Raw genomic sequence first — 25,302 nt, forward strand, 5'->3', positions numbered from 1 at the left:
GCAACGTGCGGGGGACCGGCCTATTTCCGCTGCGTGCTCCCGATGGGAATGACGAAGAGCGCGCCGTTTCATCGAAAGATTCCGCCACGGAGGATGGCGGACCCGGGTCAACGGGCGCTGGCCACGGTGGCGGTGCTGCGTCGCGCGAGCGTCAGTTGCCCACCTGGAAGAAGCGGGCGGCGTTCTCGTGGGTGATGCGGCGGACGATGCGCTGGGACAGGCTGGCCTTGGCCAGCAGGTTGGCGGCGCGCGCCAGGCCGAGGATGTCCCCGGCGCCGTCGCCCGCGTCGGAGTTGAGCATCAGCCGCTTACTGCCCAGCCGCCGCACCAGCACCACCGCGCGCTCGGCCTTGAGCGCCTCGGGGTGCAGCGTCAGCCCGGCCCAGTGGCCCACCTCCAGGATGGTGCGCACCGTCCGGGCGTTGGCGTGGTCCACCAGCGCGCGCGAGGGCAGCAGGCCCGACTGCCGCAGGAGCGTGAGGATGCGCCGCGTGTGACGCTCCTTGTCCGTGGTGGGGGTGTGCACCACCACGCGCAGCTTGAGGCTGCGGGCCAGCGCGAGCTGCTCCAGGAAGGCTTCTTCTTCCTCCTCGCCGCCCGTGTGCAGGCCCGTCTCGCCCAGTGCCACCACGCGCCCGCCCTGGAAGTAGTCGGGCAGCGCGGACAGCACCTCGCTCAAGCCGCGCCGGGGGATGCAGCGCGGGTGGACGCCCAGGGCCGCGTAGGCGCGGATGCCCAGGCGCTCCAGCCGGGGAAGCTGGCGCTCCACCAGGTCATCGAAGTGCCGCAGCAGCGCCTTGGACGTGGGCTCCGGGAAGTGGTGCGCCACCACCAGCGCCCGCTCCACGCCGAAGAAGCGCATGGACTCCAGATCCTGGTCGCTCAGGCTCTCCGGGTGGAGGTGGGCGTCGAAGATGGGCGGTGGGGTGGGCACTGCTCAGTCCTGTCCCAGGGCGGCGCCCTCGTTGCGCGGGTCGCTCGCGGAGAAGCGCAGCCCCGTCTTCGGGTCGCTGTAGACGGCCTCCGCGTCGCCCCACTGCTCCACGCGGCGCACCTTGTGGCCCTTGGCCTCCAGCACGGACAGCGTCGCCGGCTCCAGGCCCCACTTGTCCACCCACAGCTCGTCGGGCAGGTACTGGTGATGCACGCGGCCTTCGTTCACCGCGCGCGCCACGTCCATGCCGTGGTCCACCACGTTGCTGATGACCTGGATGACGGTGGTGGGGATGGTGGAGCCGCCAGGGCTGCCCACCGCGAGCATGACGCGGCGGGGGTCTTCCTTGGAGAACACCAGCGTGGGGGACATGGAGGACAGCGGCACCTTGCCCGGCGCAATCGCGTTGGGCTCGCCCGTCACCAGTCCGTACGCGTTGGGCACGCCCGGCTGCGCGGCGAAGTCATCCATCTCATCGTTGAGCAGCACGCCAGTGCCCGTGGCCACCACGCACGAGCCGAAGCCGTAGTTCACCGTGGTCGTCATCGCCACCGCGTTGCCGTCCTTGTCGATGACGGAGATGTGCGTGGTGTTCTTCTTCTCCGGCTCGGGCGTCAGGGTGGTGGGCTCGTCCGTCAGCGTGGAGCCCCGCACGCCTTCCTTCGGCGCCAGCAGCGACGCGCTGGGCGTGGCCTTCTTCGGGTCGATGGAGCCCGCCAGGTCCGCGACGTGGCCGGGCGACACCAGCCGCGCCAGGGGCACGTCCACGAAGGCCGGGTCCCCCAGGTACTTCGCGCGGTCCACATAGGCCCGCCGCACGGCTTCCGCGTAGAGGTGCAGCGCCTCCGCGTCGCGGAACGTCACCCCCTGGGGACGCAGTTGCTCCATCGCGGTCAGCACCTGGATGACGGCCACGCCCCCCGCGCTCGGCGGCGGCATGGTGAGGATGCGGTGGCCGCGGTACGTGCCCTCCAGGGGCATGGCGCTCCGCGTCTTATAGGCCGCGAGGTCCTCCTGGGTGAGGATGCCGCCGCCAGCCTGGACCGACGTGGCGATGGCCTTCGCCACCGGCCCCGCATAGAAGGCCTTGGCGCCTCCCTTCGCGACGGAGGACAGCGTGCGCGCCAGGTCGGGCTGGCGGATGACGTGCCCCACGGGCGGGGCTTCCCACTGCCCCTGCGCGTTCTTCACCAGGAACACGCGTGAGGCCTCCGCGTCCCGGCTCAGACAGGCCAGCCGGCCCTCCGCCATGGTGCGGTAGCGCGGCGTCACCCACATGCCCTTGCGCGCCGCCGCGATGGCCGGCGCTAGCACCACCGCCGGCTTCAGCTTCCCGTGCGCCTTGAGCAACTCCAGGTAGCCCGCGACGGCGCCCGGCACCGCCACGCTCAGCGCGCCGTCCGTGGACAGGCCCGGCACCACCTTGCCGTCCTTCACGTACATGTCGCGCGTGGCCGCCTTGGGAGCCACCTCGCGGAAATCCAGCACCTTCGTGTCGCCGCTCTTGGCGTCGTGCACCAGCGCGAAGCCGCCGCCGCCAATGCCGGAGTGGTAGGGACCCACCACCGCCGCCACGAAGGCCGCCGCCACCGCCGCGTCCGTGGCGTTGCCGCCCTTCTCCAGCATCTCCAACGCCGCCGCGCTCGCCTGCGGGTAGGCCGTGGCCACCGCGCCACCCCGGTAGGGCCGCGCCGCCTGCGCCACACACGCCACCATCATCACCGCGGCCAGCAGCCCTCGCTTCAGCACCGCACCGCGGAAGCTCGTGTCCTTCACGGGTTCAGCCCTCCTCGCGCTGTCTGAACAGTCCATCGCTGGCTTTCGTCCTGGGTGGTGTGTTACCCGGGCGACAAAAGCCTACCCTCCAGTCCGGCGACGCCAGGGGACCAGACGGACTACATGTGTCCCGGTATGCACGAACCGTGTGGTCAGGACCAGGATTTCAGCCTGACAACATTTTTCCTCTTGGATTGTTCTCCGGTGGCGTGCATCCTGGTCCCATCATGAATCGCGTCCGGGGGAGCGTATGAGCACGCCAGCCATACCCGAGAAAAAGGCCCTACCTGGCGCCGCGCCTACCGCGGCCGAGGTGACGGTCTTCTTGAAGCCCAGCTTCGGCATCACGATTCAGCGCAACACCCTGTGCGTCTCGGTCAGTGCGAAGGCACGGCCGGTGGACACCGTCCCGCCTTCTGATCCGCGCGCGGTTGACGACTCGATTGGCTGTCCCTAATTCTCCGCCGCATGAGCGTTCTGGCGGCGGTGGTGCTGTGCGCGGGCAAGGGCACGCGGATGAAGTCGGAGAAGGCGAAGGTCCTTCACCCCATCCTCGGTCGGCCCATTTGCGCCTATCCCCTCAAGCGGGCCCTTGAACTGGGCGCCACGTCGGTGGTCCCCGTGGTGGGCCACCAGGCGGAAGCGGTGGAGAAGACCGTCCGAGGCCTCTTCCCGGATGCCCCCCTACGCTTCGCGCTCCAGCGCGAGCAGCGCGGGACGGCGGACGCGGTGCGCTCCGCCGAGGAGGCCCTGAAGGGGTACTCCGGACGGGTCCTCATTCTTTACGGCGATGTGCCGCTGCTGCGCCGCGAGACGCTGGAGGCGCTGTTGGCCGCCCATGACCAGGCGGGCGGCAAGCTGGCCATGGTGTCCACCACCCTGGAGGACCCCACGGGCTACGGCCGGGTCATCCGCGAGGGTGGCAAGGTGACGCGCATCGTGGAGCACAAGGACTGCACCCCGGAGCAGCGAGCGGTGCGCGAGTGCAACGCCGGCATCTACTCCGTGGACGCGGACTTCCTCTGGAAGGCGCTGGCTGAAATCAAGCCGCAGAACGCCCAGGGCGAGTACTACCTCACCGACCTGGTGGAGATGGCCGCGAAGCGGGGCCCGGTGGGCTCGGTGGAGGCGGACGCCACGGAGACGGCTGGCGTGAATGACCGGGTGGAGCTGGCCGCCCGCGCGCGCGTGCTGCAGCAGCGCATCAACGAAGCGCACATGCGCGCCGGCGTCTCGCTGCAGGACCCCACCACCGCCTACATCGAGGAAGGCGTCACCGTGGGGCCCGACACCGAAATCGGTCCCTCCGTCACGCTGGCCGCCGGCACCGTGGTGGGCAAGGGCTGCACCATTGGCCAGGGCAGCGTGCTGCATGCCTCCACCGTGGCGGACGGCACCATCATCAAGCCTTACTCCGTGCTGGAAGAGGCCCGGGTGGGGGAGCGCAACGTCATTGGCCCCTTCTCGCGGCTGCGCCCCGGGACGGAGCTGGCCGAGGACGTGCATCTTGGCAACTTCGTGGAGACGAAGAAGGCCCGCATCGGAAAAGGTTCGAAGGCCAACCACCTCACGTACCTGGGGGACGCTGTCATTGGTTCCGGGTGCAACGTGGGGGCGGGCACCATCACCTGTAACTATGACGGGGTGAACAAGCACCTCACTGAGCTGGGTGATGGGGTGTTCATCGGCTCCGACACGCAGCTCGTCGCGCCCGTGAAGGTTGGCGACGGCTCGTATGTCGGCGCGGGCACCACGGTGACGAAAAATGTGCCTCCTGGGAGCCTCGCTGTGTCCCGGACGCCACAGGTGACCAAGGAGGGCTGGGTGGCCACCAAGAAGGCGCGGCAGGCGAAAGCGCGGGCGGGATAGGCGGCGCGGCTCTTGCTTGGGTACCAGGCAGAGCGCTGCCCGGCAGGGATGTAGGGGAATCCCGCGGATTGCTCCGGCGGGCGTGGGCGTGAGAGAGAGGTGCAACTATGTGCGGGATTGTTGGTTACGTCGGTGACAAGGAATCAGCCCCCATCCTGGTGTCGGGCCTGAAGCGGCTCGAATACCGTGGCTATGACTCGGCGGGCGTTGCGGTGCTGAATCAGCGCAAGCTCAACGTCGTGCGGGCCACGGGCAAGCTCCGCAACCTGGAGAACCGGGTGGTGGCGGACCAGCCGCCGGGCAACATCGGCATCGGGCACACCCGCTGGGCGACCCACGGGCGGCCCTCCGATGAGAACGCGCACCCGCACACGTACAAGGACGTGGCGGTGGTGCACAACGGCATCATCGAGAACCACCTGGCGCTCAAGGTGCAGCTGCGCTCGCGTGGGCACGTCTTCTCCTCGGAGACGGACTCGGAGGTGTTCGCGCACCTCATCTCCGAAGAGCTGGAGCGCGGCCTGGAGCTGCCGGACGCGGTGCGTGCGGCCATTGCCCAGGTGAAGGGCACCTACGCGTTGGCCGTGCTGACGGCCAGCGACCCCAGCCGCATCGTCTGCACCAAGGACGCCTCGCCCATGGTGCTGGGCCTGGGCCAGGGTCAGAACTTCCTGGCCAGCGACGTGCCGGCGCTGCTCGAGCACACGCGCGACTTCGTCTACATGGAAGAGGGTGACCTGGCCGTCATCACCGCGGCGGCCGTGGACATCTTCAACCGCCAGGGCCAGAAGGTGAACCGGCCCACCCGCCGCATCGACTGGACGCCGATGATGGCGGAGAAGGGCGGCCACAAGCACTTCATGCACAAGGAAATCTGGGAGCAGCCCCGCGCCGTCGCGGACACGCTGCGCGGCCGGATGCTCCTGTCGGAAGGCGATGTCCACTTCGAGGGCTGGAACCTGTCGGCGGAGAAGGTCCGCTCGCTGACCAAGATCACCATCCTCGCGTGCGGCACGTCGTGGCACTCCGGTGTCGCGGGCAAGCACATGATTGAGTCGCTGGCGCGCCTGCCCGTCGAGGTGGAGTTGGCGAGCGAGTTCCGCTACCGCGACCCCATCGTCGACGGCACGCATCTGGCCATCGCCATCAGCCAGTCGGGCGAGACGGCGGACACGCTGGCGGCCTTCAAGGAGGCCAAGGCCCGCGGCGCCACGGCCATGGCCATCTGCAACGTCATTGGCAGCGCGATGACGCGCGAGGCCGACTTCTCCGTGCTCACCAACGCGGGCCCGGAGATTGGCGTGGCGTCCACCAAGGCGTTCACCACGCAGTTGGTGGCCCTGTACCTGCTGGCCGTCAAGCTGGGCCGCATGCGTGGCACCCTGTCCGTGCCGGCGGCACAGGAGCACCTGACGCAGCTGACGAAGGTGCCGAAGATGATTGAGGACGTCCTCAAGTGCGAGCCGGCCGTGACGCGCGTGTCGCGTGAGTACATGGACTCGCAGGACTTCCTCTTCCTCGGCCGCGGCCCCATGCACCCGGTGGCGCTGGAGGGCGCGCTCAAGCTGAAGGAAATCTCGTACATCCACGCGGAGGGCTACGCGGGCGGTGAGATGAAGCACGGCCCCATCGCGCTCATCGACGAGAAGATGCCGGTGGTGGTCATCGCGCCGAAGCAGCCGCACGTCGCGTACGAGAAGATCATCGGCAACATCGAGGAAGTCCGCGCGCGCGGTGGCAAGGTGATTGCCATCATCGACGAGGACGACGAGCACGTGGCCTCGCTGGCCGACCAGGTCATCCGGATTCCGGCGGCCTGCGCGCTGCTGGCGCCGGTGGTGGCCACCATCCCCCTGCAGCTGCTCGCCTACCACGTGGCGGACCTGCGCGGGAACGACGTGGACCAGCCGCGCAACCTGGCCAAGAGCGTGACGGTGGAGTAGCCGCCGCGCATCTTCGGACCTGAAGCGCCAGAAGCCCGGGCTCCCGCGAAGGGGGCTCGGGCTTCGTCGTTTCCGCGTGAGGCAAAGGCCCGCCGGTCTCCCGCCGCCACCCTCCGCATTGCCTGTGCGTCCGAATCCGCGTCGTCCACTCCGACATCAACCCCGTTGCCCGGTGAAAGTTGCGGGGGCACTTCGCTTTGAACCTCCTCGGGGGCCGTGGCTACAGTTTCCTCCGTGCCCGACGCGCCTCGCATACATCCGCCCACGCAGCGGTCCATGGAGGACGAGGACGAGGCGCCGCCCGAGCCCATGCTGACGGAAGCCACTCCGGTTCCCCTGCTCCGGGGGACGCCCACGCCGCCGCTGGACCTCCCCCTGCCGGTGCTGGTGCTGACCGAGCAGGCCCGGCGGGTGCCGGAGGCAGCGCGTCCCCTGGTGGCGGCGCGGCTGAACCTCCAGCTGTCCCGGATGGCCAGGACGGGCGGAGACCGGCTGGTGGCGGACACCTTCCTGCGGCTGTTGGAGAGCGGGCGGCTCACCGGACTGGCGGATGCGAAGGGACGCACCTGCCGCGCGGCCGCGGTGGAGGCCTTGCTGTCCCTGGGCTTCCCCTACGCCCTGGAAGTCCAGCCCGAGGACCTGGCGCACCTGCGGGCCAACACCCTGCAGCGGAAGACGCAGCGCCTGAAGCCAGGTACGTGCATGGCGGTGTTGGTGGGAGGCATTGGGGCGCAAGTTGTCCATGAAGCGCTGTTCCCCAAAGGGGACGCCAGCCTGCTCACCTCGCAGGTGGGGCTGTCCCTGCTGGCGATGGCCGCCTTGTGGCTTGCTCCGCCCCGGACGCCCGTGTACCGCGTGGGGATGGTGATGCTGACCCTGGTCTCCCTGGTCGGGGCGGTGCTGGCGCTCCTGGGCATGGCGCACACGGGGCTATGGGTGGGATTGGCGGGGCTGGTGGCCGCCTTCCTGGCTGCCCTCCGCGAGGGCTGACCGGCAGGATGCAGCACGGATGTCAGAGGGGTGGACTAGGGTCTACCCATCGCGTACTAAAAGCGCGTTCAGGTGAGCCGGGGTGGCTCGCCAATACAAGGAGCTACGAGCAATGGCCGTGAATCAGGAGAAGGAAAAGGCGATCGAACTGGCGATGTCCGCGGTGGAGCGCCAGTTCGGCAAGGGGTCCATCATGCGGCTCGGCAACGACGAGCCGCTGATGCGAGACGTTCAGGCCATCCCGACGGGCTCCATCTCGCTGGACATCGCCCTGGGCGTGGGTGGCGTGCCCAAGGGCCGCATCATCGAAATCTTCGGGCCGGAGTCGTCCGGTAAGACGACGCTGTGTCTCCACATCGTCGCCGAGGCGCAGAAGCGCGGCGGCATCTGCGGCTACGTGGACGCGGAGCACGCGTTGGACGTGGGCTACGCGCGCAAGCTGGGCGTGCGCACCGATGACCTGTTGCTGAGCCAGCCGGACACCGGTGAGCAGGCGCTGGAAATCGCGGAGATGCTGGTGCGCTCGGGCGCCATCGATGTGCTGGTGGTGGACTCGGTGGCCGCGCTCGTGCCGAAGGCGGAACTCGAGGGTGAGATGGGCGACGCGCACATGGGTGTGCAGGCCCGCCTCATGAGCCAGGCGCTCCGCAAGCTGACGGGCACCATCTCCAAGAGCCAGACGTGCGTCATCTTCATCAACCAGATCCGCATGAAGATTGGCGTGATGTTCGGCAACCCGGAGACGACCACGGGCGGTAACGCGCTGAAGTTCTACGCGTCGCAGCGTCTGGACATCCGCCGCATCGGCGCCATCAAGAATGGCGACAACGTGGTGGGCAGCCGCACCCGCGTGAAGGTGGTGAAGAACAAGGTCGCGCCGCCGTTCAAGGAAGTCGAGTTCGACATCATGTACGGCACGGGCATCTCCCGTGAGGGCGACCTCATCGACCTCGCCTCCAACGAGAACATCGTGGAGAAGAGCGGCAGCTGGTTCTCCTTCAATGGTGAGCGCATCGGCCAGGGCCGGGAGAACGTGAAGGACTACCTGCGCGAGCACCCGGAGATTGCCAAGGACATCGAAGGCCGCGTGCTGGAGAAGTACGGCATCGGCAAGTCGGGTGCGCCCGTCGCCGCGGTGCCGGACGAGTCCGCGCCGGCCGAAGGTGGCAGCGAGAAGCGCGGCCGCGTGAAGGCCGTGAAGTAGTCCGGTCTCTGGGGCGTTTTCCCCGGATGGTGGCAATCCACCATGAAAGTCAGAGGGCCGTCCGCCGCGAGGTGGGCGGCCCTTTTGCTTGGCGTCCGGCGTCCCTCGCGTGGGTTCGCACCGGGCGTGGGTGACACGACGCGTTGTCGTTTCATTCCGTGGGGATGTTTCCTGCTGAGTGGAAGAGCGCTCTAGACTCGTGGCCCTGTTACCCAACCCGCGCAACCCGGAGTCCCGCCTTGTTCGACCGATTCAAACGCCGCAGTTTCCTCCAGGCCGTCGTCGCCGTTGCAGCGACCACTGCGTTCGGATGTTCCGACGACGAGACGACGTCGGATGCGGGCGAGAAGTACTTCCCGCAGTCCGTGTGCTCGGGTGATCCGCGTCCGGACAGCGTGGTGTTGTGGGTGCGGGCGGTGGACCCGGACAACGCGAGCGCGAACACGCAGGTGCGGCTGGAGGTCTCCACCAGCGAGTCGTTCAGCAGCCTGGTGCTGGACCAGCAGTTCACCGCGCAGGCGCAGTTCGACCATGCGCTGAAGGTGAAGGTCACCAACCTGTCGGCGCGCACGACGTACTACTACCGCTTCACCATCGACGCGAATGGTCAGAAGCACTCCACGGTGACGGGCCGCACCCGCACCGCGCCGGCCGCGGGCGACGACGTGCCGGTGAAGTTCGTCTTCGCCAGCTGCCAGGACTACATCGGCCGTTACTACAACGCGTGGCAGCACCTGCTGCAGCTCAACGAGGACCTCGACTTCGTCGTGTTCCTGGGCGACTACGTCTACGAGACGACGGGCGACGCGTCGTTCCAGTCCGTGGACGGGCGCGGCATCGTCTTCAGCGAGCCGGAGAAGGCGCTCCGCCAGGGCACGGGCCTGACGGCGTTCTACGCGGCCAACTCGCTGTCCAACTACCGCGACCTCTACAAGACCCTGCGCACGGACAAGGTCATCCAGCAGGTGCACGAGCGCTACCCGTTCATCATCACGTGGGATGACCACGAGTTCTCCGACGACTGCTGGGGCGACGTCGCCACGTACACGGACGAGCGCACCAACGAGAAGCAGACCGAGCGCCGCCGCAACGCGGAGCAGGCCTTCTTCGAGTACATCCCCATGGACCACGGCGCGAGCAACGCGGGCGCCATCGACATCAACGCCGTGGTGTCCCAGCCGACGCGCATCTACCGCGACTTCGAGTTCGGCCGGAACCTGAAGCTGCTGGTGACGGACACGCGTACCTACCGTCCGGACCACCTCATCCCCGAGGACGCGTACCCGGGCAAGGTGGCGGTGCCGGCCGAGCAGCTGGCCATGGTGCTGCCGACGCTGCCGGAGGCCGTCCAGGCGCAGCTGCAGTCCGACATGTTCGCCTACGTGGACATCGACGCCGCGGAGCTGGCGCCCTACAAGCAGATCCTCACGGGCGTGTACGTGCAGCAGGCCGTCGCCGCCGGGCTCACGCCGGAAGAGGCGTCCGTGAAGGCCGCCTCCTGGGTCTCCGGTGGGCTGGCGCTGTTCTACGTCAACCAGGTGCTGAACGCCGTCAACCAGGCGCGCGTGGCGGCGGGTGAGTCGGCCGTGCCGCTCATCCCCGTGACGGGCACGCCGCGCGGCCTGGCCTTCGCGCACATGGGCAAGACGGGTCTCTTCGGCATCCAGGGCTCGCGCTACGTCGTGGTGAAGCCCATCTTCGACCTGTACGCGGCCATCAAGTACATGGGCTCGGCGGGGGCCTCGGAGGGCATCTTCGGCAACGAGCAGCAGGCGTGGCTCCAGGAGTCGGTGGCGGAGGCGACCAACGCGTGGAAGATCATCGTCTCCTCGATTTCGCTCACCTCCATGGTGTTCAAGCTGAGCGACAAGGCGGACGTCCCGGACCCCACGCTGCGCCAGGACTTCTACTTCAACGTCGACCAGTGGGACGGCTTCCCCACGAAGAAGCAGGAGTTCTTGAAGTTCCTGCGCGACAACCAGGTGCGGAACGCGATGTTCATCTCCGGTGACATCCACGCGTCCTTCGCGTCCGTGGAGTCCGGCATCCCCGCGCTGACGACGCCGGCCATCTCCTCCGGCTCCATCAAGGAGCTGGCGGGCCTGGCCGTCATCGGCGCGGGCTTCTCCACCGGCAGCACGGTGTACCGGTACATCGTGGCGGAGCTGGACAAGTCGCTGAAGGAAGCGCACCCCGGCATGGCGTTCGTGGACGGTGATGCCCACGGCTTCGTGGTGCTGGAGGTCGGCGGCACCGAGGCGAAGGCGGCCTTCCACCTCATCCCGGGCACGGAAATCGCCAAGGACTACTCGCTGCGCCAGCCCTCCGAGCTGACGGCGAAGTTCACCCGCCGCGACTTCGTCATCAAGGACGGCACCATCACCTCCGCCTGAGTGGAGAACGCCTCACCTGCCCGGTGAGGAGCGAGGGCCGCGCCGGGAGCCAGGTGCTCCGGGCCGCGGCCCTCGGCCGTTGATTGCTGCGCCGCGGCGTGGGGCGCGCTAGAAGCGAGGCATGTTGCCCGGTGCTCCCGTTTCCGATGTCCGACTCGTTCCCGCCCGGCCGGAGCACGTGGACTTCTGGCTGGACATGCGGGCGGCCCCCGGCGCGCGGCGCTTCGTCGACACGGAGGACGACACGCGGGAGCTGCTCCTGCGGCGCATCCTGGAGGCGGGCGCGCTGGGTGAGCCGCGGGCGCGGAGCTTCCGGTGGTTCGTGGAGTCGGACGGAGAGCTCGTGGGGACGGTGTCCGCGCGGGACTTGTCGCGCGCGCATGGCCGCATCGAGCTGGGCTACATGATGGCGGATTCGCACCACGGCCGGGGCCTGGGCTCGCGCGCGGTGGGGCTGATGCTGGAGCAACTGTTCACGCTGCCCTACCTCCAGCGCGTGTGGCTGCTGACGCTGGCGGAGAACACGGGCTCCCAGGGCGTGGCGCGCAAGCTGGGCTTCACGATGGAAGGCACCCTGCGTGGGCACTGCCTGTTCCAGGGTCAACGCAGGGACCAGCAACTCTGGGGCCTGCTGCGCCCGGAGTGGGACGCCCGGCGCGCCGCGTTCGTCGCGGGCTGAGCGCTTCGGACGGCCGGTCTCTGGGAGCAGTGTGGGGCCCGGGTTATAGAAGCGGCGCCATGCACCCCTACGCCGCTGAGCTTTCCCAGGAGCTGGGCCTCAGGCCCGAGCAGGTGGACCGGACCCTCGCGCTGCAAGAGGACGGAGCCACGGTCCCCTTCATCGCGCGCTACCGCAAGGAAGTCACGGGCGGCCTGGACGAGGTCCAGATTCAAACCATCTTCGACCGGGCCACGGAGCGCGCCGAGCTGGACTCCCGGCGCGACACCATCCTCCGCACCATTGAGGAGCAGGGGAAGCTGACGCCGGAGCTGGCGAAGGCGCTCAAGGGCGCGAAGACACGCACGGAGCTGGAGGACCTCTACCTCCCCTACAAGCCCAAGCGCCGCACGCGCGCCGCCATTGCCCGGGAGCGCGGGCTGGAGCCGCTGGCGGACCTGATGTGGAAGCAGGACGGCCGCCGCGGCGAGGACGTGGCCGCGCGCGTGCGCCCCTACATCAACCCGGAGAAGGACGTGCCGGACCAGGCCGCGGCGCTCGCGGGCGCGCGAGACATCTGCGCCGAGCGCGTGGCCGAAGATGCCGGTCTGCGCCGCGAGGCCCGTGAGGTGAGCGCGCGCCGGGGCACGCTGTGCTCGAACGTGGTGCCCGCGAAGAAGGGCGAGACGACCAAGTTCGAGAACTACTACGGCCACGAGGAGCCCCTGTCCCAGGCCCCCTCGCACCGCGTGCTGGCGCTGCTGCGCGGCGAGGAAGAGGGCGTGCTGAAGGTGAAGCTCTCCCTGCCCGACGACGAGGTGAAGGGCCTGCTGGCCGGGCGCGTGGTGACGAAGCCGCAGTCCCTGTTCGCGCAGGAGTTGCGCTCCGCCGTGGAGGACAGCTGGGACCGGTTGATGGGCCCCTCGTTGGAGGCGGAGCTGCGCGCGGAGCTGAAGGAGCGCGCGGACCGGCAGGCCATTGGCGTCTTCGGGGAGAACCTGCGCCACCTGCTGCTCACGCCGCCCGCGGGCGCCCGCGCGGTGCTGGCCCTGGACCCGGGCCTGCGCACGGGCACCAAGCTGGCGATGATGGACGTCACCGGCAAGGTGGTGGAGACGGTGACGCTCTACTCGGAGCGCGGCGCGGACGAACGCGCCCGGGCGGCGAAGCTGCTGGCCGCGGTGGTGCAGAAGCACAAGCCGGAGCTCGTGGCCGTGGGCAACGGCACGGGCAGCCGCGAGGCGGAAGTCTTCGTGCGCGACACGCTGAAGGCGATGGGCTCGCAGGTCCCCGTGGTGTCGGTGAGCGAGCAGGGTGCGTCCATCTACTCTGCCTCCGAGGTGGCCCGGGACGAGTTCCCGGACCTGGACGTCAGCCTGCGCGGCGCGGTGTCCATTGGCCGGCGCCTCCAGGACCCGCTGGCGGAGTTGGTGAAGATCGACCCCAAGAGCATCGGCGTGGGGCAGTACCAACACGACGTGGACCAGGGGCTGCTCAAGAAGAAGCTGGGCGAGGTGGTGGACTCGTGCGTCAACGCGGTGGGCGTGGACGTCAACACCGCGTCTCCGCAGTTGTTGGAGCACGTGTCCGGCGTGGGGCCGTCCCTGGCGAAGAAGCTGGTGGCGCACCGCGCGTCGAAGGGCCGCTTCACCACGCGGCGCGAACTACTGAAGGTGAGCGGCCTGGGGCCGAAGACGTTCGAACAGGCGGCGGGCTTCCTGCGCGTGCGCGGGACGGAGCCGCTGGACGCCAGCGCCGTCCACCCGGAGCGCTACGGCGTCGTGGAGCGCATGGCCAAGGATTTGGGCGTGGCCGTGAGCGCGCTGGTGGGCAACGCCGAGCTGGTGCGCAAGATTGACCCGAAGCGCTATCTGGGCCCGGACCTGGGCGAGATGACGCTCAAGGACATCCTGGCGGAGCTGGAGAAGCCCAGCCGCGACCCGCGCGGCGACTTCACCGCGCCCCAGCACCGCGAGGACCTGCGCTCGCTGGAGGACGTGAAGGAGGGCATGGTGCTCCAGGGCGTGGTGACGAACGTCACCGCGTTCGGCGCCTTCGTGGACGTGGGCGTGCACCAGGACGGCCTCGTCCACGTGTCGCAAATCTCCACGCGCTTCGTAAAGGACCCCTCCGAGGTGGTGAAGGTGGGCGACCGGCTGACGGTGCGCGTGCTCACCGTGGACCTGGCGCGCAAGCGGCTGGCGCTCTCCGTGCGAGCGGTGCAGGAGGGTGGGGCGCCGCAGCCGTCGGGCCGCCCCCCCGTCGGTGGGGCCACGGGGCCGGGCCGCATGACGGAGCGCGGCGGCGGAAGCGGCGGGCCTCCTCGTCAGGGCGCCCGGCCTGCCTCCGGCCCGGGGCCGAAGCCGCCGTCGGGGCCCGGTGAGAAGAAGGGCCCGGAGCCGTTCAACAACCCGTTCAGCAAGCTCAAGCGCTGACGGGGCGTCGCCTCACTTCGCGTCGATGGGGAAGGGACGGACTTCCCCCGCGAGCACCTGGTTGCGCGCCAGCAGCTTCGCGAACCGGTCCGTCCCATTGCGTGTGTCGAAGCGGGTCGCGATGTCCCGGGCTTGCCCCAGCGTCCAGGCGTGCAGGGCCCGGACGTCGTAGCCGCCATCCGCCTGGTGATTGGGGAACGTTTTCGGCAGCCGCAGGCTCACCACGTCCCTGTCTCCGGCGGCCAGCACCCGCTCCAGCAGGAAGGCGGCGGCGGCGTAGAAGGTGAAGCGGTCCCGGTAGCTCGGGTGGTCCAGCGCCCAGCCCAGGTGCTTCTCCAGCAGCGTCAGCCCGCGCGACAGGTTGTCCGTCAGGGCGAGGAACTCCATGTGCTCGCCCACGGTGGAGAGGAACTCGCGGTTCTTCGTCACCATGGCGTAGCCGCGGCGGTGGATTTCGCGCGCCTGCTCCAGCTCACCCAGCTTGAACAGCGGGTAGAGCACCGTGCCCAGCGTCAGGTGCGGAATCTCCGCGCAGGACTTGCGGCCGTCCAGGATGGGCTTCGCCTTGCGCAGCACCTGCTGCCATTCGCCCTTGTCGGCGTGGTGGTCCAGTTCGTCGTCCAGCTCGCACACGCGGCAGTCGGTGAGGTGGTCGCGGCGCGCCTCCAGCCACCCGTTCCACAGCCGCTCCACTTCCTCGGCGGCGTCACCCATCTCCCGCGCGGCCTGGTAGCGCATCTTCAGCACCGCGCGCACCCCGGAGTCCGTGGCCTTGAAGCACTGCTCCACGTCGTCCAGCGCGTCCTGAATCTGCTTGCGGGTGATGTGAGGGAACTCCTTGATGCGCCCCACCACCCACTTCTGCTTCCAGAACATCTCCTCCGGGTCGAAGCGCTTCGGGTCCTTCTTCTGCTGTCCCCGGCACCACGCGAAGGCCACCAGGGCCTTGTCCGGGAAGCCGCCGAAGGTCGCCGCGTCGATGAGGGCGTCCCGCATCCGGTAGCCCAGGCCCACGTCCTTGTGCGTGTCCGCCAGGCGCACCGCCTCTTCCAGCAGCCGCACCTTGCTCTCGCCTTCCGCCAGGCCGTCCGCCTGTTCGAAGAGCGACTCCGCCTGCTCGCGCCAGTCACCGCTCATCAGTGCAGCCCCCGGGGACCCGCGCCGCCGCTGCCTTCGCCGCCGCGCTCGCCATCCCCGCCCAACTGCGCGGAGATGAGGCCCAGCAGGCCCTGGTTCAGCAGCACCATCTCCTGTGCGTTCAACGGATGGTGTCCCAAGAGCAGTGCTTGCACGTAGAGCATCTCCACCGACAGCTTCAGCATGTCCCGGTCCGCCACCGCCGCCAGCCGCCGCACCACCGGGTTGTGGAGGTTGAAGCACAGCTGCGCCGGCTCGCTGCCCGATGCCGCCATGACGCTGTCCAACACCCCGGCGTACAGGTCATCCGACTCCTCGCGGGCCCGCTCGGCGTCGCGCCGGAACGCGCCCTCCGCGTCCGAGCTGTAGAGCGTGGGCACCTCCGCCGGGTAGAACTTCTTCACCACCGCGCCGCAGCGGAACGGCGCCAGCACGCGCTCCGCCATGCGCAGCAGCGGGAAGGTGGCCTCGCGCTCGTCCAGGGTGAGCTCCTCGAAGCTCTGCGGCAGGTCCGCGGAGGAGAAGGGCTCCACCTGCACGTCCGGCACCGCGTGCGGCAGCTTCTCCAGCAGTGACGTGTCGTGCGTGTACGCCGCGTTGATGATGCACAGACCTTGGGCACTGGCCACCTGGGCAATCTGCCGGAAGCCGTCCACTGTGGACGTGTAGCGCACCACGGGGTGCGCGCGCCGGTAGTCCGCGAGCGTCATCATCCCCATCGACGTCTCGAAGGGCAGCCAGTGGATGATGAGGCGGTAGAAGTCATCGTCATCCAGCGCCAGCGCCTTCACGCTCAGCCCGTGCAGGGCAATCAGCCGCTGGAGCGCGCGCGGGTCCTCACGCGCCAGCTCCATCAGGTAGCCGCGCAGGGACTGCCCCAGTGACTCGCGCGCCGCGGCGAGTGCGTCGTCCTCGTAGAAGGACTCCCGGCTGGCGGTGGGCCGCAGCGCGTTGGCGTTCACCACGCACTTCACGAAGAAGGCCCAGTCCGGCAGCAGGTTCTCCGCGCTCTCCGACAGCAGCATGTGCTTGAGGTACACGCGGTGCTTCTGCCGTGAGTTGAAGTGCGGCGACGCGGGCAGCACGTAGGCCACCCCGTCCACGTCTCCGGCGGTGGAGCGCAGGGGGATGCAGTCGACGAAGTCCGTGTCGAACAGCTCGCGCCCGTAGGCGAGCAGCGCCTTGCGCCGCTCCGAGGCGCTGTCGTACTCGCGGCGCCAGGGGGCGCCGGAGGTGTCCAGCCGCTCGGTGCCCTGGTCCGTGGTGAGGTGGATGGGGAAGGGCAGCAGGCCGCCGTAGTGGCTGGCGAGGTTTCGCAGCCGCGTGGCGGTGAACCAATGGGCCATGTCCGGGCGGGCCACCAGGAACACCTGGGTGCCGGGCTGGGCGAGCGGGTGCTCGGAGGGCCGCACGGCGTACGTGCCGTCGTGCCGGCCCCGCCATTCCAGGGTGCGCCCGTCGCCGCGCGCCGAGCGCGTCACCACCAGCAGCTCGTCACACACCATGAAACAGGACAGCAGGCCGATGCCGAACTGGCCGATGAAGTCGTTGCGGCGGGCTTCCAGGGCTTCCCGCTTGGAGGACTCACCGATGGTGGCCAGGAAGCGGTGGATTTCGTCCTCGGTCAGCCCCACGCCATCGTCGGTGAAGAGCAGGGTGGGCGGGCTGCCGTCCTGCTTCTCCATCAGCTCCAGCCGGACGGTGCCCGCATGGCCGGGCTCCACGAGCTGGCGGGCGCGGATGGCATCGGTGGCGTTCTGGAGCAGCTCGCGTACGTAGACGCCCGGGGAGCTGTACAGGTGGTGAGACAGGAGGTCGATGACCCCGCGGAGGCTGACTTGAAATCGGTGGTCCACGTGCCGCCGACGTTAGCGCACGCCCCCCGTCGTATCGACAGCCGAATCGAGCTTGAGACGCGGCGCGCACTTGGGCATCCATGGCAGGCCCTTGAATGGCCGCCCGGTCAGTGTCAGGTGGCAATCCGGCCGTGGGGGACGTGTCACCACGGTGGCGGCAGGTCTTCACCTCGAAAGCAGGAGTGGATGGATATGCGGACGAAGCTCATGGCAGTGGTGGCGGGCGCGGCAATGGCCTTCGGCGGAACGGCGGCGGCGCAGGGCACCCCGGCGCCCGCCAAGGTCGCGGCCACCAAGGCCCCGGCGGCGGCAACCCGCGGCAAGACGGAGGTGACGTGGTGGGGGCACGCGGCCTTCGTGATTCGCAGCCCGGGCGGCGCGGTGATTGCCATCGACCCCTGGCTCACCAACCCCAAGGCCCCGCGGGGCGCCGCGCAGCCGGAGGCGCTGGACGCCATCCTCCTCACCCACGGCCACTTCGACCACGTGGGCGAGGCCAAGGCGCTGGCCGAGAAGACGGGCGCGAAGGTCTACGGCTCCTTCGAGCTCATCAACCTGCTGGGCCTTCCGGAGGCCCAGGCCGTGGGCGCCAACGCGGGCGGCACCTTCCAGGTGAAGGACGTCACGCTCCACCTGGTGGAGGCGGTCCACTCCAGCAGCTACGCCGCGGACTCGAAGTCGCCGGCGCAGTATGCGGGCGCGCCCCTGGGCTACGTGCTGGAAATCGACAAGGGCCCTACGTTGTACCACGCGGGTGACACCGGACCCTTCGAGGGCATGTCGCTCATCGCCACCCAGTTCAAGCCCACCGTGGCCCTGCTCCCCATTGGCGGCCACTTCACCATGGGCCCCGCGGAGGCGGCCCAGGCGGTGCGGCTCTTGAAGGTCAAGAGCGTGATTCCCATGCACTACGGCACCTTCCCGCTGCTCCAGGGCACCCCGGACGCGCTGACCGGCGAGCTGAAGAAGCTGCGTAGCACGGCCAAGGTGGTGGTCCCGGAGCCCGGCGCGACGACCGCGCTGTAGGCACCGGGAGCAGATGGTTGGGCCCGGTAGAAGTGGCGGTTCTATGCCCGCTGACTTCCGGGCCTTGACCCTGTCCCGTGGCCGAGTGGCAACCGGGATGCCCCTGGGTTACATCCTGCTCTTTTCTCCGCGTGTGGGTCTTTCCCCGCGGTCCAGGGGTGTTCCGGTGTTGGACTTCACCAAGGCGGGGTGGCTCTTGCCACTCCTGACGGAGACGGTCGCCTTCGAAGCGGGCGCGCCGGCTCCGTCCGCGCCGCCGCTGGGCTCCGGGCGGGCCCGCGCCCGCGCGTACCTGCGGCGGACGCTGCGCGCCAGTGGCCTGCTGTACGGCACGCCCGCGGACGCACCCGCCGCGGCGGACGTGGCCCAGCCCACCGAGTTCCAGGCGCGCGTGCTGGAGGACCAGCTCTTTCACGCCGTGGTGCGGACGCTGGCGCTGATGGCGCTGGAGTTGGGCCGGCTCGTGGGGGCTCCGACAGCCGTTCGCACCGAGCATCTCCTGGTCCTGTTCGCGGTGCTCACCGGAGAGCTGGAGCTGGCGGAGACGGTGGACGCGGCGATTGCCTCGGGGCGTCCGGTGTCCCGGCGGCTGGTGGCGAAGGTGGAAGCGTCGCTGGTGAAGCGCTCGCCCGTGCTGGCGGGGGACCCGGTGTACGGGCTGGTGCTGCACAACGGCGCGCAGTACGCGGACGCGCAGCTGTTCTGCCGGCAGGCCATTGACTACTTCTCGCGCGGCGCGCTGCACCGCGAGCGGGCGCAGCGGCGGCTGGACTTCGCGGCGCGGCAGAAGGCGCTGCTGGTGGACGTGTTGACGGGGCTGGCGTGTGTGGACCGGGTGCCGGGCCCGCCCGCGCGCCGCGCCATCCTGCGGCAGGTGGAGTACCTGCGGCTGCCGGCGGCGATGACGTCCGAGCTCAAGGCCGCGGTGAAGCAGTCCTTCGCCCGCCGCCGCCCGGTGCGGGACGTGGTGCGCCAGGTGCGCAGCGTGGACGTGCGCCACTTCCTGCTGGAGCAGACGTTGCTGGCGGCGCTGGTGGATGGCCGCAAGACGCGGCGCGAGCGCGTCTTCATCCGCGAGCTGGCGCAGGCGCTCCAGGTCCCGGACGCGGAGCTGCACCGGCTGGAGCTGGAGATGGCGGAGTTCTACGCCCGCCACCGCGCCATCGTGGACGTCTTCACCGTGTCGGACGCCGCGGGCGCCATGGGCGACGACCTGGTGGCCGGCATCCAGGAGACGCTGGAGAAGAACTTCTACCGGCTGATGCAGGAGGTCCGCGAGACGGGCGACCTGGCGGTGCTGCTGACGAAGGCGGCCCGGCGTCAGGCGCTCACGGGCGACGAGCGCCGGCGCATGCGCGCGCAGCTCGTCGACGTGGCCAAGGCGATTCCCGCGCTGGCCATCTTCGCGGCGCCCGGCGGCATCCTGCTGCTCGCGGCGCTGGGGAAGGTGCTGCCCTTCAGCCTGCTGCCCAGCGCCTTCCAGGAGGCCGCGCCCGTCGAGGAGGACTTCGAGGACGTGGGACCGGAGCGCGAGGCCGGCTGACGCGGGCCCCTGGCCGCTCGCCCTCCATCCATCCGGTGGAACGGGCCCGGCCGCGTTCACGCCTGGACATCACCTTCGTGGGGTGGTTCCACGGAAGCGTCGATGCGCGCGCGGACCTGTGACATAGGACGGAGTGGTTTGGGATTGCTCGCGCGATGAGTCGGCTCCGTCATCACCTCCAGGCCTTCCTCCGCGTGGAGCCGGGCCGTCCCGCGTATGGCGCGGGGTTGCGCGCCGCGCTCGCGGTGGGTGGCCCCATGGCCGTCGCGGCCCTGCTGCACCTTCCCGCGGCCACGTGGGTCGGTCTGGCCGCCCTCTTCGTTGCCCTGGTGGACCGGGGCGGCCCCTACCGGGACCGCGCGCTCACCATGGGCGCCATGACGCTCCTGGGCTCCGTGGTGGGCCTGGCCGCGGCGCTGCACCTGCCCGCGTGGGCCGCCGTCATCGCCACGCTGTTCTGGGTGACGGCGTGTGGCTTCGCCCGCTCGTATGGGGACACGCCCGGGTTGATGGGCGTGGTGCTCGCCAACTACTTCGTGGTGTCGCTCGCGCTTCCCGCCAAGGACGTGGCTGACGCATTGCTGCGCTCCGGCTTGTTCCTGGTGGGCGGCGCGTGGGCCATGTTCCTCGCGCTGATGCTGTGGCCGCTGGTGCCCTACCGGCCCGCGCGCCTGGCCATCGCGCTGTGTTACGACGCGCTGGCGGACCACGCGGAAGAGGTGGGGCGCTGGCCGCTCGAAGGGGTGTCGTCCGCCGCCGCGGGTGTCCTGCCGGAGGCGCCCTGGCAGGCCCGCATGCGTCAGCTCATCGAACAGGCGCGCACCGTGCTGGCCTCCACGCGCATGGGCCGGGCGGGGGAGAGCGGCCGGGGCGAACACCTGCTGGTGTTGGCCGAAGGCGCGGATTCAATGATGGTGACGCTCATCGCGCTGACGGAGATGCTGGAGGTGGCGCCCGCCGCGCCCCGCTATCACGCGCTCCGAGCGGAGGTGCAGCGCGCGCTGGCGGAGCTGGCCGCGGACCTGCGCCGCGTCCGGTTGGCCTTGGAGAAGGGGACGGAGGTGAGCGCCCAGCCGGTGTGGAACGCCGAGCGGGTGAAGCGGGCCCTGGAGGCGCTGGACAAGGCGGGCGACGTGCCGGAGCCGGTGCGCGCCGGCTATCAATACGTGCACACGCTGCTGGACCGCCTGCGGGACTATTCCCACGCGACGGTGGAGGTGGCGGCGCGGCTGGAGGGCCGCGCGCCCGTGCCGGACGCCCTGGCGTTGCCCGCGCGGCGGGTGGAGGCGGCGCCGCGGCAGGCCCTCCTGGAGCCGCTGCGGGAGAATCTCAACGTCCGCTCCGTCATCTTCCGTCACGCGCTGCGGCTGGGCGTCGCGGCCGCGCTGGCCACCGCGCTCGTCGGGGCGCTGGGACTGAATCACGGCTACTGGGTCATCATCACCGTCACCGTCGTCCTGCAGCCCTACGCGGGCCTCACGTTCCAGCGGAGCCTGCAGCGCATCGCGGGCACGCTGCTGGGCGCGGCGCTGGCCGCGGGACTGGTGGCGTTGGTGAGGGAGCCGGCCATCATCCTGCTGGCCATCGGGGTGCTGTTCGCGGTGGCGATGAGCATCCAGCCGCTCAGCCTGTCCGCGTTCCAGGTGCTGCTGACGCCGGCCCTGGTGCTGCTGGCGGAGCTCCAGACAGGGGACTGGGAGCTGGCCGGGGTGCGCATCGTCAACACGTTGCTGGGGGGGCTGATTGCGCTGACGGTGACGCGGCTGTTGTGGCCCAGCCCGGAGCACCTGCGCCTGCCGGAGCAGGTGGCCTTCGCGTTGCGCGCGGACCGCGAATACCTGATGTCGGTGGCCGCCGCGCACTCGGACGCGGAGCCCGCGGTGCGCGAGGCCCGGCGGAAGATGGGCCTGGCACTGCTGGCGGCGGAGGCGTCCTTCCAGCGGCTGCTGAGTGAGTGGAGCGGACCCGCCAAGGACCTGGAGCCGGTGATGGCGCTGCTCGTCTACGCGCGGCGCTTCACGTCGGCGGTGACGACGCTGGCCGCCAGCCGCGCGGACCCGGCGTCCCCCCGGGAACTCTCCGAGGTGGTGCGCTTCGCCGGGGGCGTGTTGGACGAGCTGGCGGCGGCCATGGAGCAGCAGCGCCGGCCCGCGCCCATGCCCGCCACGGTTCCGGCGGGTGGGGCGGATGCGCTGTCGCGCGCGCACGTGGAGCGGCTCGTGCGACAGCTCACCGTGCTGCACCACGCGGCGGAGCGTGTCCCGTCGCTGCGGCTCAAGGAGGGCGTCAGGGCCGGTCGAGCGTCGCCACCAGGCGCCGCAGGTCCTCGTTGACGCTGACGAGCCGGGTGTTGCCCTGTTCGTCCGCGAGCTGCTTTCGCATCGTGGGCAGGGAAGCCTCGCGCAGCTTCTTCGCGGCGTCCTGCGAGCCTTCCACCAGCCAGCCCACCGCGAGGACGAGCGCGAGCCGGGCCTCGGTGTCGCGCTCCCCCAGCCGCGAGGCCAGCGCGCCCGCGTGCTCGGCCGCGCCCGAACGGCCGACCTCCAGCGCCGCGCGCTCCATCATCCGCGGCTCCGCCTTCTCCATGCGCTGCACCCAGCAGCCCGCGTTGCCCGCGCACGCCTGCGCGGCCTCCAGCAGCTTGGACTGGCCCGCAATCTGGTCCGCGCGCCGCTTGCCCAGCGCGGCCGCGTCATCGCAGCCTTCGTCCTCCGCCTGCTTGCAGTCCGCCGCCGTCCGCGCCGGCTCGGCCGCGGCAAGCTTCTGCAGCAAGGGCAGCTCGCGCGCGTCGCCCAGCATGGCGATGCCCTTCACCGCCGACTCACGCGCGTACCAGTCTCCGGTGCCCGCGGCCTTCTCCAGCGCGGGCAGCGCGTCGCGTCCGCCCAGGCGCACCAGGGCGCTCACGTAGGAATCCCTCACGGTGGCGTCCGTCTCCGACACGAGCCCGGCCAGCGGCTTCACCGCCTCCTGTGAGCGCATGCGCGCCAGCGCGTCCGCGGCCTGCATCCGCACCAGCGCCTGAATCTGCGGGTCCGCGTTGGTGAAGGCCAGCTGCTTCATCAGCGCGGCCACCGCCCGCTTCTCCCGCAAGTCGCCCAGCACCGTCGCCGCCTTCATCGCGTAGCTGGCGGGGTTGACGCCGTTCGACCGCGCCCACTTCAGCAGGTCCGCGTCCTGGCCCTCCAGCGCCTGCAGCAGCGCGTCCGCGGCGGGCGCGCCCAGCTGGTACAGCGCGAAGGAGCTCTCCACGTAGAAGGACTTGCCCTTGCGCTCCTTGGTCAGCATCCGCACCAGCGCGGGCGCCGCGCGGCCGTCACCGATGTCACCCAGGGCCTCAATGGCCTTCTTGTTGAGGAAGGGCTCCACGGTGTCGTCCGTGGCCAGGGTGATGAGCGGCTCCACCGCTTCCTTCGCCTTCATGTCGCCCAGCACCTGCACCGCCTCGATGCGCGTGTAGTTGTCCTTCGCGCGCAGCAGCGGCACCAGCGCGGGGATGGCGCGGCGGTCACCAATGGCCCCCAGCGTCGCGACAATGGCCTTGTTCGCCAGCTGCGCGGGCATGTCGCCCGCCGCCGGGTCCAGGGCCTTCGTCAGCGGCTCCACCGAAGAGGCATGCTTCAAGTCTCCCAACGCGCGGGCCAGCGCGGCGCGCACCTCCGGCTTGCGCTCGGTGTCGAGCTGCCCGTGGAGCATGGGCAGGAAGCGCTCGTCCATCTTCCCGGACGAACGCATGGCCTCCACCATGCGGATGCGGTCCTCCGCTCTGCGGCTCTGCTGAATGCCTGACTCCCAGTACTCCGGGGTCGCTGGGTCCCCCTTGCACCCAGCCAACACCAGGAAAGAGAGCGCAATACACAACGCGGTCAGAGAGCGGGTCATGCGGTCTCCATTGCGTCTGCGAGGTTGTCCTGTCTTCCGTGTAAACCTCACGCGAGGAAGGAAGCAAACCGCCCCCGGCACCTGGGGTACGCTGGTCAACGACATGTCCGATGGGAATCAAAAGACGGTGCGCCCGAGCCACGTCCGCCGGACGTACATCCTGGACCGGCCTTTCCAGCTCAAATACATCCTGCTGCTGGCGGGGATTGGTGCCGGCAGCATCCTCGTGTTCGGGCTGTTGGCGCACCGCGTCCACGTGTCGTCCACGGCCCTGGGGCTGGACGGCGGGCAGACGCTGCTGTGGTTGACGGCGGTGGGCGCGCTGGGCACGGCGGTGGCGATGGGCCTCTTTGGCCTCGTCTTCACCCACCGGGTGGCGGGCCCCGTCCACGTCATGAGCCTGTACGTGGCGTCGCTGGCGGCCGGCCGCTATCCCCGGATGCGACCGCTGCGGCGCGGGGACGAGCTCAAGCAATTCTTCGACCGCTTCACCGAAGCGGTGACGCGCATCCGGGAGCGTGAGGCGGATGAGGCCTACGCGCTGGAGACCGTGCTGGAGGCCCTGCGGCCGGTGGCCACCACGCCCGAGGCCCTGGAGGCGCTGGGCACCCTGAGCGCCCTGCACACGCGCAAACGTCAGGCGGTGGACACTCCCACCGGGAGCACCTTCAAGTCCGTGGCCTGAGTCGCCCGGCGCAGGAGAAGCGCAACACCATGAGCAGACCCCGCATCGTTTTCATGGGCACCCCCGAGTTCGCGGTGTCCTCACTGGCCGCCTGCTTCGAACTGGGAGACGTGGTGGCCGTCGTCACCCAGCCCGACAAGCCGAAGGGCCGCGGCAACACGGTGACGGCGCCGCCGGTGAAGGAGCTGGCCCTGTCGCGCGGCGTGCCCGTGCTCCAGCCCACCAAGCTGCGCACGCCGCCCTTCGCGGAGGAGCTGCGCCAGTACGCGCCCGACATCTGCGTGGTGACGGCCTATGGCCGCATCCTCCCCAAGGATTTGCTGGAGCTGCCCACCCACGGCTGCGTCAACGTGCACGGCTCGCTGTTGCCGCGCTTCCGGGGCGCCGCGCCCATCCAGTGGGCCATTGCCCACGGCGACACGGAGACGGGGGTGTCGCTGATGGTGATGGATGAAGGATTGGACACCGGTCCGGTGTTGGCGATGAAGCGCATGGCCATTGCCCCGGACGAGACGAGCGCCTCGCTGTACCCGAAGCTGGCCGCGCTGGGCGGCGAGGTGCTGCGCGAGTTCCTGCCGGCCTACCTGAGCGGGGAGCTGAAGCCGGTGCCGCAGCCTTCCGAGGGCATGGTGCTGGCCCCCATCATCGAGAAGGACCAGGGCCGGTTGGATTTCACGAAGCCCGCCATTGAGCTGGAGCGGCGCCTGCGGGCCTTCACGCCGTGGCCCGGGGCCTTCACCACGCTGGGCGGAAAGCTGCTGAAGGTCCACCGCGCGCAGGCCAGTGGTGGTAGTGGGGCTCCCGGCACGGTGCTGGCGTCCGGTCCGGACGGCATCGAGGTGGCATGCGGCGAAGGCTCGCTGGTGCTGCTGGACCTCCAGCCGGAAGGCAAGCGGGTGATGCGCGCCGCGGACTTCCTGCAGGGGCACAAGCTGGCGCCGGGCAGCCAGCCCTTCGTCGCGGGCTGACGG

At 70.0% G+C, this 25,302-nt stretch carries 17 protein-coding genes; 12 read left to right on the forward strand and 5 right to left on the reverse strand.

The window, feature by feature from the left end; translation table 11 throughout:
* Positions 1–151: 151 nt before the first annotated feature.
* Both OZ403_RS06835 and ggt read right to left on the reverse strand, forming a co-directional pair.
* The gene (locus OZ403_RS06835) at positions 152–934 is read right to left on the reverse strand and encodes a TatD family hydrolase (RefSeq protein WP_268783742.1); all 783 of its coding nucleotides are present in this window, start codon (positions 932–934) and stop codon (positions 152–154) included.
* A 3-nt stretch (positions 935–937) separates the two neighbouring features.
* Positions 938–2,746 carry a gamma-glutamyltransferase gene (ggt, locus tag OZ403_RS06840; RefSeq protein WP_268783743.1) on the reverse strand — a complete coding sequence of 603 codons (1,809 nt, stop codon included), beginning with the start codon at positions 2,744–2,746 and terminating at the stop codon, positions 938–940.
* 420 nt (positions 2,747–3,166) lie between these two features.
* Here ggt and glmU point away from each other — a divergent pair, with 420 nt between their 5' ends.
* From glmU to OZ403_RS06875, 7 genes are all read left to right on the forward strand, one after another.
* Positions 3,167–4,579, forward strand: a complete 1,413-nt coding sequence (gene glmU, locus OZ403_RS06845) for a bifunctional UDP-N-acetylglucosamine diphosphorylase/glucosamine-1-phosphate N-acetyltransferase GlmU (protein WP_442929806.1) — start codon at positions 3,167–3,169, stop codon at positions 4,577–4,579.
* Between the two features lie 107 nt (positions 4,580–4,686).
* On the forward strand, positions 4,687–6,522 hold the full coding sequence (glmS, locus tag OZ403_RS06850) for a glutamine--fructose-6-phosphate transaminase (isomerizing) (protein ID WP_140788393.1): 1,836 nt from the start codon (positions 4,687–4,689) through the stop codon (positions 6,520–6,522).
* Positions 6,523–6,798: 276 nt separating this feature from the next.
* Positions 6,799–7,512 (forward strand): hypothetical protein, encoded by a 714-nt coding sequence (locus OZ403_RS06855; protein ID WP_237081038.1) that lies wholly within the window; start codon positions 6,799–6,801, stop codon positions 7,510–7,512.
* A 112-nt stretch (positions 7,513–7,624) separates the two neighbouring features.
* Positions 7,625–8,716 (forward strand): recombinase RecA, encoded by a 1,092-nt coding sequence (recA, locus tag OZ403_RS06860; protein WP_140788397.1) that lies wholly within the window; start codon positions 7,625–7,627, stop codon positions 8,714–8,716.
* A 164-nt stretch (positions 8,717–8,880) separates the two neighbouring features.
* Entirely contained in the window at positions 8,881–11,109 is a 2,229-nt protein-coding gene (locus OZ403_RS06865; RefSeq protein WP_268783745.1) for an alkaline phosphatase D family protein, read from the forward strand.
* A 121-nt stretch (positions 11,110–11,230) separates the two neighbouring features.
* Positions 11,231–11,788 (forward strand): GNAT family N-acetyltransferase, encoded by a 558-nt coding sequence (locus OZ403_RS06870; RefSeq protein WP_140788401.1) that lies wholly within the window; start codon positions 11,231–11,233, stop codon positions 11,786–11,788.
* A gap of 59 nt (positions 11,789–11,847) precedes the next feature.
* Entirely contained in the window at positions 11,848–14,202 is a 2,355-nt protein-coding gene (locus OZ403_RS06875) for a Tex family protein (RefSeq protein ID WP_268783746.1), read from the forward strand.
* A 12-nt stretch (positions 14,203–14,214) separates the two neighbouring features.
* On the opposite strand, the gene OZ403_RS06880 is transcribed toward OZ403_RS06875, so the two are convergent.
* Positions 14,215–15,339, reverse strand: coding sequence for a hypothetical protein (locus OZ403_RS06880; RefSeq protein ID WP_140788405.1), 1,125 nt, complete (start codon positions 15,337–15,339; stop codon positions 14,215–14,217).
* Positions 15,339–17,195, reverse strand: coding sequence for an HSP90 family protein (locus tag OZ403_RS06885; protein ID WP_140853284.1), 1,857 nt, complete (start codon positions 17,193–17,195; stop codon positions 15,339–15,341). The genes OZ403_RS06880 and OZ403_RS06885 overlap by 1 nt, the downstream gene beginning before the upstream one ends.
* 186 nt (positions 17,196–17,381) lie before the next feature.
* Here OZ403_RS06885 and OZ403_RS06890 point away from each other — a divergent pair, with 186 nt between their 5' ends.
* The 3 genes from OZ403_RS06890 to OZ403_RS06900 all read left to right on the forward strand — a co-directional run bounded on the left by OZ403_RS06890 (position 17,382) and on the right by OZ403_RS06900 (position 22,097).
* Complete coding sequence (locus tag OZ403_RS06890) at positions 17,382–18,221, forward strand: metal-dependent hydrolase (RefSeq protein ID WP_140873592.1); 840 nt, start codon at positions 17,382–17,384, stop codon at positions 18,219–18,221.
* Between the two features lie 166 nt (positions 18,222–18,387).
* A complete protein-coding gene (locus OZ403_RS06895; protein WP_174259210.1) occupies positions 18,388–19,764 on the forward strand; it encodes an LETM1 domain-containing protein in 1,377 nt (458 codons plus the stop codon).
* A gap of 155 nt (positions 19,765–19,919) precedes the next feature.
* Positions 19,920–22,097: an FUSC family protein gene (locus tag OZ403_RS06900; RefSeq protein ID WP_140788413.1), complete on the forward strand. Its 2,178-nt coding sequence runs from the start codon at positions 19,920–19,922 to the stop codon at positions 22,095–22,097.
* On the opposite strand, the gene OZ403_RS06905 is transcribed toward OZ403_RS06900, so the two are convergent.
* The gene (locus OZ403_RS06905) at positions 22,051–23,646 is read right to left on the reverse strand and encodes a HEAT repeat domain-containing protein (RefSeq protein ID WP_140788414.1); all 1,596 of its coding nucleotides are present in this window, start codon (positions 23,644–23,646) and stop codon (positions 22,051–22,053) included. The genes OZ403_RS06900 and OZ403_RS06905 overlap by 47 nt on opposite strands.
* 103 nt (positions 23,647–23,749) lie before the next feature.
* Between OZ403_RS06905 and OZ403_RS06910 the strand changes: the two genes are divergently transcribed.
* Complete coding sequence (locus OZ403_RS06910; protein ID WP_237080219.1) at positions 23,750–24,331, forward strand: signal protein; 582 nt, start codon at positions 23,750–23,752, stop codon at positions 24,329–24,331.
* 29 nt (positions 24,332–24,360) lie between these two features.
* Positions 24,361–25,299 (forward strand): methionyl-tRNA formyltransferase, encoded by a 939-nt coding sequence (gene fmt / locus OZ403_RS06915; RefSeq protein ID WP_140788417.1) that lies wholly within the window; start codon positions 24,361–24,363, stop codon positions 25,297–25,299.
* The last annotated feature ends 3 nt before the right edge of the window (positions 25,300–25,302 follow it).

Source organism: Myxococcus sp. NMCA1, from assembly GCF_026810205.1.
Lineage (GTDB): Bacteria > Myxococcota > Myxococcia > Myxococcales > Myxococcaceae > Myxococcus > Myxococcus xanthus_A.

What these genes read in the sequence shown, in the direction of transcription:
- ggt (WP_268783743.1), bottom strand. Translation starts at nt 2,746, where the DNA reads ATGGACTGTTCAGACAGCGCGAGGAGGGCTGAACCCGTGAAGGACACG.
- glmS (WP_140788393.1), top strand. Translation starts at nt 4,687, where the DNA reads ATGTGCGGGATTGTTGGTTACGTCGGTGACAAGGAATCAGCCCCCATC.
- OZ403_RS06855 (WP_237081038.1), top strand. Translation starts at nt 6,799, where the DNA reads ATGGAGGACGAGGACGAGGCGCCGCCCGAGCCCATGCTGACGGAAGCC.
- recA (WP_140788397.1), top strand. Translation starts at nt 7,625, where the DNA reads ATGGCCGTGAATCAGGAGAAGGAAAAGGCGATCGAACTGGCGATGTCC.
- OZ403_RS06865 (WP_268783745.1), top strand. Translation starts at nt 8,881, where the DNA reads ATGTTTCCTGCTGAGTGGAAGAGCGCTCTAGACTCGTGGCCCTGTTAC.
- OZ403_RS06870 (WP_140788401.1), top strand. Translation starts at nt 11,231, where the DNA reads ATGTTGCCCGGTGCTCCCGTTTCCGATGTCCGACTCGTTCCCGCCCGG.
- OZ403_RS06875 (WP_268783746.1), top strand. Translation starts at nt 11,848, where the DNA reads ATGCACCCCTACGCCGCTGAGCTTTCCCAGGAGCTGGGCCTCAGGCCC.
- OZ403_RS06880 (WP_140788405.1), bottom strand. Translation starts at nt 15,339, where the DNA reads ATGAGCGGTGACTGGCGCGAGCAGGCGGAGTCGCTCTTCGAACAGGCG.
- OZ403_RS06890 (WP_140873592.1), top strand. Translation starts at nt 17,382, where the DNA reads ATGGATATGCGGACGAAGCTCATGGCAGTGGTGGCGGGCGCGGCAATG.
- OZ403_RS06900 (WP_140788413.1), top strand. Translation starts at nt 19,920, where the DNA reads ATGAGTCGGCTCCGTCATCACCTCCAGGCCTTCCTCCGCGTGGAGCCG.
- OZ403_RS06905 (WP_140788414.1), bottom strand. Translation starts at nt 23,646, where the DNA reads ATGACCCGCTCTCTGACCGCGTTGTGTATTGCGCTCTCTTTCCTGGTG.
- OZ403_RS06910 (WP_237080219.1), top strand. Translation starts at nt 23,750, where the DNA reads ATGTCCGATGGGAATCAAAAGACGGTGCGCCCGAGCCACGTCCGCCGG.
- fmt (WP_140788417.1), top strand. Translation starts at nt 24,361, where the DNA reads ATGAGCAGACCCCGCATCGTTTTCATGGGCACCCCCGAGTTCGCGGTG.